Source organism: Pseudomonas sp. HN11 (genome assembly GCF_021390155.1).
In the GTDB taxonomy this organism is placed as follows: Bacteria; Pseudomonadota; Gammaproteobacteria; order Pseudomonadales; family Pseudomonadaceae; genus Aquipseudomonas.
This window is the reverse complement of the sequence record NZ_CP089985.1, coordinates 203,586-217,973: the sequence shown is the minus strand read 5'-3', so window position 1 is coordinate 217,973 and position 14,388 is coordinate 203,586. Positions and strand designations below refer to the sequence as shown.

10 protein-coding genes are annotated in these 14,388 nt (G+C 60.1%); 5 read left to right on the top strand and 5 right to left on the bottom strand.

Annotated features, from left to right (window positions below):
* Positions 1 to 10 precede the first annotated feature (10 nt).
* From LVW35_RS01025 to LVW35_RS01010, 4 genes are read right to left on the bottom strand one after another with little or no spacing between them, the layout of a single operon-like run.
* Positions 11 to 2,218 carry a glycoside hydrolase gene (locus tag LVW35_RS01025; RefSeq protein WP_233893272.1) on the bottom strand — a complete coding sequence of 736 codons (2,208 nt, stop codon included), beginning with the start codon at positions 2,216 to 2,218 and terminating at the stop codon, positions 11 to 13.
* A gap of 2 nt (positions 2,219 to 2,220) precedes the next feature.
* Positions 2,221 to 5,274 (bottom strand): efflux RND transporter permease subunit, encoded by a 3,054-nt coding sequence (locus LVW35_RS01020; RefSeq protein ID WP_233893271.1) that lies wholly within the window; start codon positions 5,272 to 5,274, stop codon positions 2,221 to 2,223.
* Positions 5,271 to 6,341 carry an efflux RND transporter periplasmic adaptor subunit gene (locus LVW35_RS01015; RefSeq protein WP_233893270.1) on the bottom strand — a complete coding sequence of 357 codons (1,071 nt, stop codon included), beginning with the start codon at positions 6,339 to 6,341 and terminating at the stop codon, positions 5,271 to 5,273. Before LVW35_RS01015 ends, LVW35_RS01020 begins: the two co-directional genes overlap by 4 nt.
* Entirely contained in the window at positions 6,338 to 7,420 is a 1,083-nt protein-coding gene (locus tag LVW35_RS01010; RefSeq protein WP_078046357.1) for an efflux RND transporter periplasmic adaptor subunit, read from the bottom strand. Before LVW35_RS01010 ends, LVW35_RS01015 begins: the two co-directional genes overlap by 4 nt.
* Before the next feature lie 121 nt (positions 7,421 to 7,541).
* Between LVW35_RS01010 and LVW35_RS01005 the strand changes: the two genes are divergently transcribed.
* Positions 7,542 to 8,702 (top strand): AAA family ATPase, encoded by a 1,161-nt coding sequence (locus LVW35_RS01005; protein WP_233893269.1) that lies wholly within the window; start codon positions 7,542 to 7,544, stop codon positions 8,700 to 8,702.
* A gap of 90 nt (positions 8,703 to 8,792) precedes the next feature.
* Here LVW35_RS01005 and LVW35_RS01000 read toward each other — a convergent pair whose 3' ends face one another.
* Positions 8,793 to 9,086 (bottom strand): fructose-bisphosphate aldolase, encoded by a 294-nt coding sequence (locus LVW35_RS01000; protein WP_233893268.1) that lies wholly within the window; start codon positions 9,084 to 9,086, stop codon positions 8,793 to 8,795.
* Positions 9,087 to 9,558: 472 nt separating this feature from the next.
* Between LVW35_RS01000 and LVW35_RS00995 the strand changes: the two genes are divergently transcribed.
* The 4 genes from LVW35_RS00995 (at position 9,559) to LVW35_RS00980 (ending at position 14,347) form a co-directional block, all read left to right on the top strand.
* Positions 9,559 to 11,778, top strand: coding sequence for a type VI secretion system Vgr family protein (locus LVW35_RS00995; RefSeq protein ID WP_233893267.1), 2,220 nt, complete (start codon positions 9,559 to 9,561; stop codon positions 11,776 to 11,778).
* 125 nt (positions 11,779 to 11,903) lie between these two features.
* Positions 11,904 to 12,533, top strand: coding sequence for a VRR-NUC domain-containing protein (locus LVW35_RS00990; RefSeq protein WP_233893266.1), 630 nt, complete (start codon positions 11,904 to 11,906; stop codon positions 12,531 to 12,533).
* A gap of 87 nt (positions 12,534 to 12,620) precedes the next feature.
* A complete protein-coding gene (locus LVW35_RS00985; protein ID WP_233893265.1) occupies positions 12,621 to 12,770 on the top strand; it encodes a hypothetical protein in 150 nt (49 codons plus the stop codon).
* Positions 12,771 to 12,772: 2 nt separating this feature from the next.
* Entirely contained in the window at positions 12,773 to 14,347 is a 1,575-nt protein-coding gene (locus tag LVW35_RS00980; protein WP_233893264.1) for a type VI immunity family protein, read from the top strand.
* Positions 14,348 to 14,388: the final 41 nt, after the last annotated feature.

Genomic DNA, 14,388 nt, shown 5'->3' with positions numbered 1-14,388 from the left:
GTGTCCTCATTCAATGCAGAGGTGTGCCGGCGCGATACTGCGTTGTTTTTTTGCCTGCCTCGAACGCGGTAATGCTGTATCCGACAAAGGTGGTGCCCTCGATCTCACGGCTCTGCCCGGAGAAATTGGCCACCAGCCGAGTTCCATCGGCAAACATGGTCTGTTGCAACTGCCGGTCGTCCGTCAACCAGCGGAAATCAGTCATGCCCTGCGTGGCCAACCTTTGGTGCAGCGGACGGAAAAAAGCATCCTGGCGCTGAATGGCCGGCAAACGCTGTTTGAGTGTAGACGCACTCAAGTGATACAGCGGCGGCACGTTGTAGAGCAGTTGAGTCAGCTCGTTTTCCACCTGCACATTGCTCAGCTTCAAGCTGTCGAACAGCCAGTGATGAGTGGTGATCACCGATCCGTGGAACACCGCCTGATACAGCGGCAGGCGCATCGTCGGCTCGAAATACACTGTGCGAAACGGCTCCTTCAGCGGCACGGACTTGAAGAACACCGCCGGCTGTTCCGGCGGGAACCAGTTACCCACGTAATAGGGCGATTGCTTGTCCCTGGTCATCGCGGGGTCGCCCCAGCCGATCACCGGCGTCTGCATACCATGGGCAAAAAGAACGCCCTGGGCTGTGATGGCGTTGCCGTCTTCAGAACCTGTGGGCAACTTGAGCGCCGTATTGATCCAGCGGGAGGCGTCGATGTTGCCCTCGGCGTTTTGCGCCTGGGTCATCGACGCACTTTCGCGATAGCTGTCGAACACCATGCTGGTGGCGTAGGCATCGAGGAACCATGCATTGAAGCCGGCCTTGGCTTGGACGGCCTGCACCCGCGCTTCCAGCAACGGCCGTACACAGCGCGGGTCGGTGTAGTGCCCGGACGGCTGAAAGCCGGTCTTGAGCTTGCCGCCCTTCAACACAATCGCGCAATCGCGGTAGGCATGACTGCTCAGGTGGGCGGTAGTCCAATCGGGGTTTTCCGTGGCGGATAACGCAGTCTCGTAGGAGTCGTAGGGCGCCATCAGGAAGCCCGCATCGACACCGGCGCGAATCGCCTCGGGGTGCCACAGGCCGCCTTCCCAACCTTCGCCCAATGTCAGCAGCATACGTGGCAGGCCAGAGCTGCTCAGCGATTGAATCACCTGGTTGCCCAAGGCTGCGGGGTTCTCACCGAGGGCACCGGTAAAGTCCACGGCCAACTCGCTGCGTAATTCGCCATAGCGCGCAGCGAGCCGCGTCATATCGGGCTCTGCCACCTGCCAGCTTTGCCGGGCCTTCTTGTTGATCGCCGCGTTCAGCCCTCGCAGCAGCACCGTCCGCTCATAGCGATTCAACGTCGTGGTCTGCGCCAGGACCTTGGCGGACTCCTTGTCCAGCAAGCCTTTGAGTTCATGCCCACGCAAGCGCTTGAGCAACAATGGCCAGTCCCGCACATCTTCCAACGCCAGCAGGTCATTGCCCCACAGGTAGACATGGGTGGCGCCCAGCAACTTCTGCGCTTCGGGCGTCTGCCGCAGTTTGTCCGCCAGGGTTTCGTATCGCCCCTGCTCCACCAGCCACTGGCGATAACGCTTGGCGCCAGCCAAGGGATCGCCATCGCCCAGGTGCAACCGCAAGGTCATCGGCGCGCCAGGGTCGAGCGAGGTGAATTCATGGGACAAGGACAGGGCCTGGTCCGGTTGCCAACGCAGGCGATTGTTGTAGGGATTGGTCAGCAACCAGTTGAGGGTAAACGCGCCGTGGTCGACGCCCCACAAGGGCAGGCTGAGATCCTGGGTCGTATTGAAGTCGCCTTGCTCCAGCAGAAACACCTTCCATACGGCGTTGTCGGCGGGTACGTAATGTCCTTCGGCCAAGGGCCACATCACGCCTTTGCCCAAGGCACTGGCCGGTTGCTGGAGAATCGGTATCTCACCCGGCTCACGCGCACGGATGGACAGCGCCAGGTCGCGTTCATCAAGGGTAGCGCTCACGCGGAAGGCGCCATCATCCCATTGCCAATCGGCCTGTTGATTGCTGTGCATAAGCTGGCTGACGGCACGTGCTGCTACGCCGCTGGAAGCTTGTAGCGTCGGCTGGCCGCTGGGGGTCACGCGGATGGCGAGGCTGGCCGGGTCGAGTTCGACCCGCCACAACGCGTTTTCCAGAACGGTGCCGGCAAACGCCACGGGCGACAGCAACAGGGTGCAGATCAACAATCCGTGGCGCAGGTAGTGGGGCATGTTCAGCTCTGTTCGTGTTTGGGCTCCCGAATCTTGTACCAGGCCACGTACAGCGCGGGCAAAAACAAAAGTGTTAGCAAAGTCGCGATGATGATCCCGCCAATCATCGCGTAGGCCATTGGCCCCCAGAACACTTCGCGTGCGATGGGGATCATGCCCAGGCTCGCCGCCGCCGCCGTGAGCAATATCGGTCGGCGACGATGCTCGGTGGCTTCCACGACCGCATCCCACGGCGAATAGCCCGCCACCTCGTACTCATGAATCTGCGTCACCAGGATCACCGAGTTGCGAATGATGATGCCGATCAGCGCCAGGATCCCCAGGATCGCCACAAAGCCCATTGGCGTGCCGGTGGGAATCAGCGCCAGCACCACACCAATCAAACCGAGCGGCGCGACACTCGCCACCAGGAACATCTTCTGCACGCTGTGCAACTGGATCATCAGGAAGGTCGCCATCAGGAACAGCATCAACGGCACCACGCTGGCAATCGGGCCCTGGGCCTTGCCGCTTTCTTCCACGGTGCCGCCGGTGGCGACCTTGTAACCCACCGGCAAGCCGGCGCTGAATTTGTCGATTTGCGGCTTGAGCTGCTTTACCAGGTCCGTGGGCTGCATCTCATCGCGCACCGACGCCTTGATGGTGATGGTCGGTCTACGGTCGCGGCGCCACACCAGCGGCTGCTCCAACTCGTAGCGCACAGTGGCAAAAGCCAGCAGCGGAATCGAGGTGCCGTTAGGCGTGACAATCTGCAGGTTCTGCAAGGTTTCCGGAGTACCACGCTCGGCATCTTCGGCGCGGCCGACCACGTTGATCAGGTAGATATCGTCGTGTACCTGGGTCACCGAGGCACCACTGACCACGCTGTTCATCAACTGTGCCACGTCTTCCGATGACAGCCCCAGTTGTCGCGCCTTGTCCTGGGCGATGTCGATGCGCAGCACTTTGCCTGGCTCATTCCAGTCGTAGATGATTTCGCCCAGGTGGGTGTTCTTGTCCAGCAAGGTCGCCAGTTCGATGGCGTGTTTGCGCACTTGGTCGGTGTCTTTGCCTGATACCCGATACTGAATCGGCCTACCCACTGGCGGACCCATTTCCAACGGCTGCACAAAGCTACCAATGCCGACGAAGTCATCGCGCAGGCGCTTTTGCAGGCGTGCAATCAACTTGCCGCGCTCCTCCAGGCCCTTGCTCACGATGACCAACTGCGCGTAGTAGGGGTTTTCCAGTTGCTGGTCGAGAGGCAGGTAGAAACGGATCGCGCCCTGGCCGATATAGGTGCTCCAGCGGACGATGTCCGGGTCGTCCTTGATGATCGCTTCCAGGCGGTCGACGGCCTTGCGCGTCTCGTTGATCGAGGCGTTTTGCGGCAGGTTCAGGTCAACCAGGATTTCCGGACGATCCGACGACGGGAAGAATTGGTTTTGCACAAACTGCATGGAAAACACCGACGCCACGAACAGCGCCACAGTGATACCGATTGCCCACCAACGGTTACGCATGGCCCAGAGCATGCCGCTATTGAAAGCGCGACCAATCCGGCCTGGTTCTGCTGCGTGAGGCTTCACGTTGGCGCTGAGGATATGCACACCAATCACCGGCGCAAACAGCACCGCCACTACCCACGACACCAACATCGCCACGGCAATCACCGCGAACAGGGTGAAGGTGTACTCGCCCGCCGAGCTGGCGTTGAGGCCGATCGGCACAAAACCGGCGACGGTGACCAGGGTACCTGTGAGCATCGGGAATGCCGTGGAGGTGTAAGCGTAAGTTGCGGCCTGCTCCTTGGTCTCGCCTTTTTCCAGGCGCGTGATCATCATTTCGACGGTGATCATCGCGTCGTCCACCAACAGGCCGAGGGCGATGATCAGCGCGCCCAACGACACCCGCTGCATGGTGATGCCGCTGTATTCCATGAACACAAACACCAGCGCCAGCACCAACGGAATCGAGCACGCCACCACCAACCCGGCGCGCATGCCGAGGCTGATGAAGCTCACCACCAGCACGATGATCACCGCTTCGAACAGTGCGCTGGTAAAGCCGCCGACGGCCTCTTCCACCACTTCAGCCTGGTCCGACACCTTGTGCACGCCGACACCCACTGGCAGGTCGGCAGTCAGTTCATCCATGCGCCCATGCAGGGCCTTGCCGAACGACTGAATATTGCCCCCCTTCTGCATGGCGATTGCCAAGCCAATCGCCGGCTTGCCGTTGAAACGGAACATCGGCCGCGCCGGGTCGACGTAGCCACGGCTGATCTCGGCAATGTCCGCGAGCCGATAGAAACGGTCATTGAGCCGCAGGTTGACATTGGCCAGGTCCTTTTCCGAAGCGAACTGCCCCGAGGTGCGCACCGAGATCCGCTCCGGCCCGGCCTCGATCACCCCGGCCGGCGTCACTGCATTCTGCGATTGCAGGCTTTGCACCACCTGACGCTGGTCGATTCCCAGGGCCGCCAGTTTGCGCGTGGAGAAATTCAGGTAAATCACTTCATCCTGCTGGCCGATCATCTCGACCTTTCCCAGACCCGGCACCGAACGGATCTCGGCGCGCACCTGCTCCACGTAGTCGCGCAACTGGCGCATCGACAGGCCGTCGCCGGTAAAGGCATACACCGAACCGAACACGTCACCGAATTCATCGTTGAACGACGGCCCCTGTAACCCCTGGGGAAAGGTGCCGCGAATGTCGTCGATCTTCTTGCGGACCTGGTACCAGATCTCCGGGATGGCCTTGGCGCTGGTGGTGTCCTTGAGGAACACGAACACCGTGGACTCGCCCGGCCGGGTGTAGCTTTTCACGTAGTCGAGGGAGTCGAGTTCTTCGAGTTTTTTCTCGATGCGGTCGGTGACCTGCTTGAGGGTTTCTTCCTGGGTCGCGCCCGGCCAGCGGGTCTGGATCACCATGGTCTTGATGGTGAACGAAGGGTCTTCCTCGCGACCCAGGTTCATGTAGGAGAACACGCCCATCAGCAGCGCGACGAACATCAGGTACCAGACGAAGGACTGATGCTTGAGGGCCCAGTCGGATAAGTTGAAACTCCCTTTCATCGCGGGCTGTCCTCGTCGATTTTGACTTTTTGCCCAGGTTTCAGGCTGTTCACGCCAGCGGTGACGATGCGTTCGCCGGGTTTGACGCCACCGTTGAGCAAGGCGCTGTTGGCGTCGCGGTCGATCACCGTGATATCGCGCGGTTGCACGGTCTGGCTTTGCGTGTCGAGCAGCCAGATGCGGGTCTTGCCGTCGACCTCCTGCAAAGCACTCAGGGGCAGTTCGATTCGCGGCGCGATGGCGGTGCTCAAGGTCACGCTGATCGCCGTGCCCAAGCGGAAGGCGGGCGGTGTTTCGGCCAGGGTCAGGCGCGCGCGACGGGTGCGCGTAGCGCTTTGGGCCTGGGGTTCGATCTCGCGCACAATGGCGGTGGTGTTGACGCTCGGGTCGAGTTGCCCGGCGACGAGGAACACCACGTCATGGGGCAGGCGCTCGGCCAGGCCGGCGGGCAGGTCGATCACCGCTTCCTTGATGTCCGGGCGGGCAAGGGTCACCACTTGCTGGCCGGCGCTGACCACTTGACCAGCCTCGGCATTCCAGGCGGTGACGATGCCCGCGTGGTCGGTGCGCAGTTCGGCGTAGTTGAGTTGATCCTTGGCTTGATTGACCGAGGCTTTTGCCTGGTCGAGGGTGGCCTGGGTGGTTTTCAGGTCGGTCTGGGCGATATCCAGCTGGGCCTGGGCGCCGACGCCACGGTTGAACAGTTCCTGCTGGCGGCGAGCGTTGGCCTGGGCGTTGATGAATTGCGCCTGCACGCGGGCCAGGTCGCCCTGGGCCGAACGCAATTGGTTCTGCTGGTCGGTGGGATCGAGGACGGCGAGCAAGGCGCCCTTCTCCACCTCGGCGCCCACGTCCACGGCGCGCCGGGCAATGCGACCAGGCACGCGAAAGCCCAGGTTGCTTTCATAGCGGGCCTGGATGGTGCCGGCGAATCGACCGAGGTTTTCCTGGTCTTCGGCTTTCACTTCCATGGACAGTACCGGCCGCACGGGCTCGGGCGGCGGTTCTTCCTTGGAGCAGGCCACCAGCAACAGGCTGGCGGCGAGTATCCCCGTCAGGCGCTTCATGGTTGGGCTCCTTGCTGGGCGATCTCGACCAGCATGCCGGGGTGCAGCAATTGCCCGCCGGCCACCACGACTTTTTCGCCGCCCTTGAGGCCGTCACCAATGATGACTTTGCCGGTGAGGTAACGCGCCACGGTGACCTTGTGCAATTGCGCCTTGCCGTCGCCGTCGATCAGCCAAACGGCGGGCTCGCTGAGATCTTTGGTTAGCGCAGCCCAAGGTAATTCGATACTGGCCTTGGCCGGGCCATTGGCGGTGGCGCTCACTACAGAACCCAACTCCATGCCCTTGGGCAACGCTTGCAGGGCGATTTTCACCTGCACGGTGCCCGTGTTGGCCGCCACGGCAGGCGTGACTTCACGCACTTTGCCCTGGACCTTGATGCTCGGGTTATCCAGCAGACTGACGGTGATCGGCGCGTCCGGCGGCGGCTCCACCAGCAGCGACTCATACACATTGAACACCGCATCGCGCTCGCCATCCCGCGCCAGGCTGAAGATCGGCACGGTGGCCTGCACTACCTGGCCGACTTCTGCCTGGCGCGCGGTAATCACTCCCGGCGCTTCAGCGATCAGCGCGGTATAGCCGAGCTGTTCGCGGGCATTGGCCAGTTGGGCCTGGGCGGCGGCCAGCGCGCTTTGGCTGCTGCGCAGCGCGGCCTGGGCGGAATCGTATTCGCTGCGGCTGGTGTAGCCCTTGGGCAGGAGTTTTTCCTGGCGCACGAAGGCGGCGGCCGTCTGTTTGACCCGCGCCTGCTCGGCCACGACCTGGGCCTGGGCGGAATCGACGTTGGTCTGCAAGTCTTTGGGATCGAGCTTGGCCAGCACTTGCTTGGCGGTCACACGGTCGCCCACGTCCACCATGCGCTGGATGATCTTGCCGCCCACACGGAAGGACAGATCGGTTTGCACACGGGCCTGGATATCGCCGGTCAACGTGACTGCTGCGGCAAAATCCGCCGGCTGCACGGTCTGTACAAACACCCGTGAATGCTGCTTCGGTTCGGCATTGTCCTCGCTACAGCCGCTCAAAAGCGCCAGTAGGCCAAGGCCTAGAATAAAGGTGGAAATACGACCGCCCATGCAGGCTCCTTTTGCGTGATGCCGACTTGCCAGTGTGTATGCGACTGTGAGCTTAGTTGAGGGTTCCTTATCTGCATGGAGGCTCCCATACTCCAATGGTTCCCACGCCGACTGAATGCCCATGCTCAAGACCCTCGCGGTGGCCAATTACCGCTCGATCAATAAATTGGTAGTGCCCCTGGACCGACTCAACCTGGTCACCGGCCCCAATGGCAGCGGCAAGTCCAACTTGTACCGCGCCCTGCGCCTACTGGCGGAAACCGCCCAGGGTGGGGTGATCAATGCGCTGGCCCGTGAGGGTGGGCTGGATTCGACCTTCTGGGCCGGGCCGGAGACCATTAGCCGGCGCATGCGCAGCGGTGAGGTGCCGGTCGAGCCCATCGTGCGTCAGGGCGTCAAACGCTTGCGCCTGGGCTTTGCCGGGGAAGATTTCAGCTACGCCATTTCCCTGGGGCTGCCGGAACCGACGCTGTCCTATTTCGCCCTGGACCCGGAGGTGAAGAAGGAATGCATCTGGGCCGGCCATGTCTACCGCCCGGCCAGCTTGCTGGTGCAGCGCTCAGGGCCCATGGTGCGTGCCCGCGACGGCCGAAACTGGGATGTACTGGCCCAACACACGCCCAACTACCATAGCCTGTTCGATCAGGTCGGTAGCCTGCGCGGTTCGCCGGAGGTGTTGCTGCTGCGCGAAAGCATTCGTGGCTGGCGCTTTTACGATCACTTTCGCAGTGACGTGGATGCGCCGGTACGCCAGCCACAATTAGGCACGCGCACGCCCGTGCTGCACCACGATGGCCGCGACCTGGCGGCAGCGTTGCAGACGATCCGGGAGATTGGTGACCCCGAGGCGTTGCAGCGGGCGGTCAGCGATGCATTCCCCGGCGCACGCCTGAATATTGAGCCATTGCAGGGCGGACGCTTTGCAATTGAGTTCTATCAGGAGGGTTTGCTGCGGCCACTGTCAGCAGCGGAACTGTCCGACGGCACCTTGCGCTACCTACTGCTGATCGCAGCGCTGCTCACCCCTCGCCCACCGACCATGATGGTACTGAACGAACCGGAGACCAGCCTGCACCCGGACCTGCTGCCGGCGTTGGCGCGCTTGATCAGCCAGGCATCCCAGCAGTGCCAGGTGTGGGTGGTGTCCCATGCCAGCCGCCTGATTGCGGCGTTGCAGCAGGATGAAGGGTGTAATTCGATTGTGCTGGAGAAGGTATTGGGAGAAACCCGGATCGTCGGGCAGGGCATTCTGGATGCGCCGGCATGGCATTGGCCGCAGTGATGGCGGCAGAACACGCAACATCAATCCCACCATGCCACCCGGAAACTTAGAAAACCCGCCGAAGCGGGTTTTCTCACTGCTCAAATCGCATCATCCAACCACAGACGAATCAAACCCGCGCCGTTCAATCACCGTGAATACATCCGCCACATCCTGGACCATGATCCGAGCGGTGTTGGCGACGGTATTGATGTCGTGTTCGGCATAGTCGGACACGTTGGAACAGGCCATCAGATGCAGGTAAGCGAGTACCGCGTTTAGACGTTCGCTTGCACAAGCATGCAACTCGCTGAGTGGGGCATCGCTGTCGATCAGCAACACGGGGTAGTCGGTCGCGGTTTGGGACATTGGGGTGAAGCGGCGAGGCGGGTGTTGATTGGTCATGGTGTAAATCCTCAAAAAAGAAGAATTACCACCGGCTCTGCTGCGAAACAGATGGGGTGGCAGCTGTGCGCGGGTTCGCAGACCGGACGATTTACACCAAAACCCGGCAGACCCAAAGGTCTCCCACGCACAGCCGCCATAAAACATTCGGCAGCCAAGGGTCGGCTGGGGACATGTCTGACGGTATTGGTGTGAATCGTTTCAGGGCTGCGAAACCCTGTCGCTGAACCAGGTCGGCGACGGGCCGAACTATAAGGTGCCGTCAGCCCGCGTGCAACTGATGGGATATTTCCGACAGCTTATCACCGTCCAAAAGGTCGGATGCCTCTTGATTGTCGCCACTCTATTGAGGCGTCAAATCACGCCTGCTTAGAGTGGCTCACGCAACGAAGCTGTCAAGACGTTGCAACCCCAGTTTCAACCCCCGTCATGCGTGATCGACTGCAACTACACAGATCGTCAAGGAATCCCAATGCCCCGCCAAAGCGACCTGCGCTACACCTTCGAACCCTTGAAGAGAGATGCCTTCGATGTAGTGTCGTTCAAGCTCGAAGAAGGCCTGTCCCAGCCGTTCAAACTAGAGCTGGAACTGGCCAGCCACAACGCCTCCATCGACTTCAATCGTGTGCTGGATCTGGCAGGGCTGTTCACGATTTGGCGCGGTGAAACACCCGTGCGCTACGTCCACGGGCTGGTCAGCCTGTTCACCCAAGGCGATACCGGCTTTCGCCGTACCCGCTATAGCGCTGCGGTCGAACCCACCCTGGCCCGTTTCGACTTACGCTCCAACTGGCGTATCTTCCAGGGCCAGAACGTGCCCACTATCATCCTTGAAGTTCTCAAGGATCAGCGCCTCACCGACGTTAAAACCTACCTCTGCTTTGACCACCAGCCCCGCGAATACTGCGTGCAGGCTGGCGAAACCGACCTCGACTTTATCGCTCGCCTCGCCGCCGAAGAAGGCCTGCTCTACACCTTCGACCACCGCGCCGACGGCCACACTCTGTGGCTCACCGACCGCGTTGGCGGCCTGGGCACCATCGGTACCCACGAACATTGCCCGGTGATCTACCAACCGATGGGTGGCGGCGATTCCATGGAGCCGGCCTTGCACCGCTTTCACTACACCGAGCAAGTGCGCACGGCCGTGCAGGTGCAGCGCGACTACACGTTCACTCACCCGCGCTACAACCAGCAGCACACCGCCACCGGTGATCAGGACCTGAACAACCAGCACAAGGACTACGAACGTTACAACTATCCCGGACGCTACAAGCGCGATATCGCAGGCAAACCCTTCACAAAAAACCGCCTTGCCGCCCTACGCAACGACGCCAAACTGGCGCACCTGGCGGGTGACGATGCGCGCCTGCAACCGGGCCTGGCCTTCGACCTGAACGAGCATCCGCGCGAAGACTTCAATGATCGCTGGCGCGCCATCACCGTCCAGCATGCAGGCAAGCAACACTCCAGTCTGGAGGAAGAAGCCTTCGGCAGTGACAGTGGCACATCCTATGAGATGAAGGCCACGGCCATCCGCTGGACCTCCGATTGGAAAGCCCCGCTGCGCGACAAACCCTGCATCGACGGCCCGCAGATCGCCACTGTCGTTGGCCCTCCGGATGAAGAGATTTATTGCGATAAATGGGGCCGGGTCAAAGTGCAATTCCCGTGGGACCGTTCGGATAAAAACAACGATCAGAGTTCCTGCTGGATTCGTGTAGCCCAGGGCTGGGCTGGCGCGACCTGGGGCGCCATGGCCGTGCCTCGAGTCGGTCAGGAGCTGATTATCAGCTATCAAGATGGTGATCCTGACCAGCCGATTGCCACGGGTCGCACCTACCGCGAGACCAATTTGCCGCCCTACGAGCTGCCGAAACACAAAACACGGATGACCATCAAGAGCCGAACCCACAAGGGTTCAGGCTTCAATGAACTGCGTTTTGAGGATGAGCAAGGACAGCAGGAGGTGTACATCCACGCCGAAAAAGATAAGAACGTCCATATCAAACACAACAATGGCATCTTCGTCGGCAATGACCGCCGCGAGAAGGTCGGGCACGACGAGCATATTGAAATCGGCCACGACCGCAACGAGCGGGTGGGTAACGATGAGCGAATTGAGGTGGTACAGGACCGCATTCAGACGCTGGGCCGCGACCATCGGACCCACATTGGCAGGGATCGTACCGAGGAGGTGGGCAACAACCGATACGACACAGTCGCTGCCGACCATGGCATCCGTATCGGTGGGAATGTTGAGCATTGTGTAAATAGTCACTACCGGCTGGTCGCCGGAGAAAGTATTACGCAGAAAACCACCGTGTTTGAAGTCGCAGCGAGCCAACGAATTGTTTTGAAGGCGCCCGGAGGCAGTCTCACGATTGATAGCGATGGGATTACCCTTGATGGGCTGACCATCAAAATCAAAGGCCCCGTGACCGGCGATACGATGGGCACCGGCAATCCATTCGCAAACCTACAGCGCTCGCCGCCCCCTCCTCCTGGCGACTTCCTGGGGCGCTATACGCTGCTCAAGAACGATCATCGCGCCTTCTCTGGTTATCGGTATCGCATCACCGACGGCGCTGCCGTACTCACCGAAGGCCTGACCCACTCATCGGGTGAAACAGACTGGGCAATGACCCCGACGACCCACGCCGTACAAGCCCATAAAGCAATCGTTCGCTAGGATCAGCGAGTCACCGAGACCTGGCGACCCAGCATTGCACTCATTGAAGAACAAGCTGTGGCTCACGATGACGCTGGGCTTTTTCCAGATGATTTTCTTGATCAATACACGGGAGACCTCGACTGATGCCAGCTCCAGCCGCCGCCGCGATTCTTGCTGGTGCGTACCGCGCCTATCGTGTTTACCAGGCTCACGAATCCGCCATGAGCGCCGCCGACCTGGCACGGCTCGCCAGTGAAATCGCCGAGCGCAAGAGCAGTATCAAACAAGTCTTGCAGCAGGCCATTGAAGCACTGACACGTGAAATCGAGATAAAAAGTTCGACCTTTGCCGTGGTGGACCGAGGCGGCAATAGCACCATTTCGCGGCGCGGCAATGAAAACGTGACCTTCAAGGAATACATCGAACGCAAAGTGCCGTTCCGCCCAGCCATCAGCCAGGTGTGCAACGTCGCGTTGCAGATGCCGATCAAGGTGCCGCGTCGCCTGCGCAAGACCGTCGCGGGCGACAGTGTGACGACCACCATCGAGGTGGCCCTCAAGCAAACCACCGCTTCGTTGCTGTTTGAGGCAATCGACGAGGTGTTGGATTGGCGCAGTCCGCTCAAAGCTGAGCCCAACTACAACCGCAACAGCGCAAAAGCCTTGCTGGGCGAACCCGAAACTCGGCCCAAGCGGTTTGGCAAGGTGTTTCCGTTCTGGCCGCGGCCTTGGGAGAGCCTCGCTCCAGACTTGGTGGTGGTCGAGTACCGGTAGGAGGCGTTTGAAACGGACAATGTGTTTGCGGCGATTGAAATAAAGTTTCCGGGGGATTGGGTATAGGAGAGTCAAATACGGGCCTACGTGAAACTAATGATGCCGAAAACAGGAGTCAACCGAGGAAAAATTGGCAAGGAGAAAGTAGCGCTGTTGCGGGTGCCGGAAGATTGCACTGGCTTTGAAGCAGATGAAAAGAAATCGCCGCAAAACCAACAAGCAAGGAAGAAAAACTAATTATGAGCACTACTCATCAGATGTTTACCGCCGAAGAGCGAGACCTATTTGTCGAGTTGTTGAAGGAGTGGCCTAACTCAGAGTCAGGCACTGAAGAGTCATCACATGGCGTTAGCCCTTTCATCAGTTTTTATTTCCCCCCAGGCCCGGATAATCACCAAGAAGTGGCACTGTTGATGGTGGATATTCACGAAGCCTTTGAGCAATTACTTGGAAAGCCTTACACCATCGCGACCCACCCGGTTTCAGAACGTCCACATCCATATGGCTCATCACGCCTGCCGGATTTACGCGAACAGGCGCGGAAAACCTCCCGTTCAGAGTTTTTTGTTTTCAAATTCACCAATGAAAAAAACCATGCATCTTCACCGACGACAGCGGGTTATTTTTGGCGTGACTGGGTCAACAGGGAAGAGTCTGTATCACACTATTCCTCAGTCGTGTTCTATTACCGTTGGCAGTGGTGGCTGGATAACCGCGAAGCATGGCGCCGCTTTGTGCTCAAGACCATTGACCTGCTCAAGGCGCATCAGGTCTACAGCGGCTTTGCCATGGCCAATCCGCTTGAGTTTGGTACACGATCTGCCGTCACCACGTGGGAGCGGGCGTTAGCTCCCAGCTTCTACGGCTTGGATATCGACTACGCGTTTGGCATGAGCGATGAACTGCTCAACGGCATCCGCCCCCCCACCTGGGCCTTCCTGCTCGCCGACCACTGGCGCGAAAAACTAGACCTCACCCGCGAGCAAGTGCGCGCGGCACTGGCCCACCCGCGCATCAGCATCACCGAATTACACAGCGGCCAATGGATCGAACTGGGTGAGCAGCCCGAGTTGTACCCCGTCGAGCAAGGCGTGCCCGAACTACCGATGCTTTTGAATAAACTCCTCAAACCTATTCGCTACGACGACTTGGGACTGCTCGGCTTTGGCCAGTGGGACGGCGATCCCAACGAGCGTTTCACCGACGCCGATGGCCGCCGCTGGATGGCCCGTTTCGACCCCGACAGCGACTGGCCGACAAAGGCAGCGCGCTTAATAAAACCGCCGATGACCTCTTCTTCTGAGCTTCCCAAAAAAGAGTTGCCGCCCAGGATTGTTACCGGCATGACGTGCACTCAAGCCGGCTGGTGGCTTGTTCCTGGCCAAGCCTACTCCCGGCGCGCCTTCAAGCAGGGCGAAGTGCTACCGGGGCTGGCCAGCGAGTCAGGTGACGACACCGTATTTTGGCAACGTGATCTTGATCAAACACCCTCCGGTTTCGCCAATAGTCATGAACCGGCGCCTCGCGCAGGCCGCTGGGAGATGGAACTCGATCGTTGCGTCGATTGTGCAGTCCAGTTGAACGAGCGGCTCCCCCTCCATCAAGGGCAGGTCGTTCGCTGGCTCTGGGCTGTCAGCGGGTTACGCGCACGCAGTGGCGAACCTTGTCCTTATCACGGCATGTGGGTCTGCGAGTACAAACCCAGCACTCTGCAACTGTTTTACGATGAAGCCCAGATGCCTTGGGTTGACGGTGAGAAGGTTGTCTGGCGTTGGCTGGGGACGGTAGATCACTTCTTTTATGAAGTCCCGTGAAGCCCCCAACTAACCTGTACCGGTAGGGCTGCACGACCGGC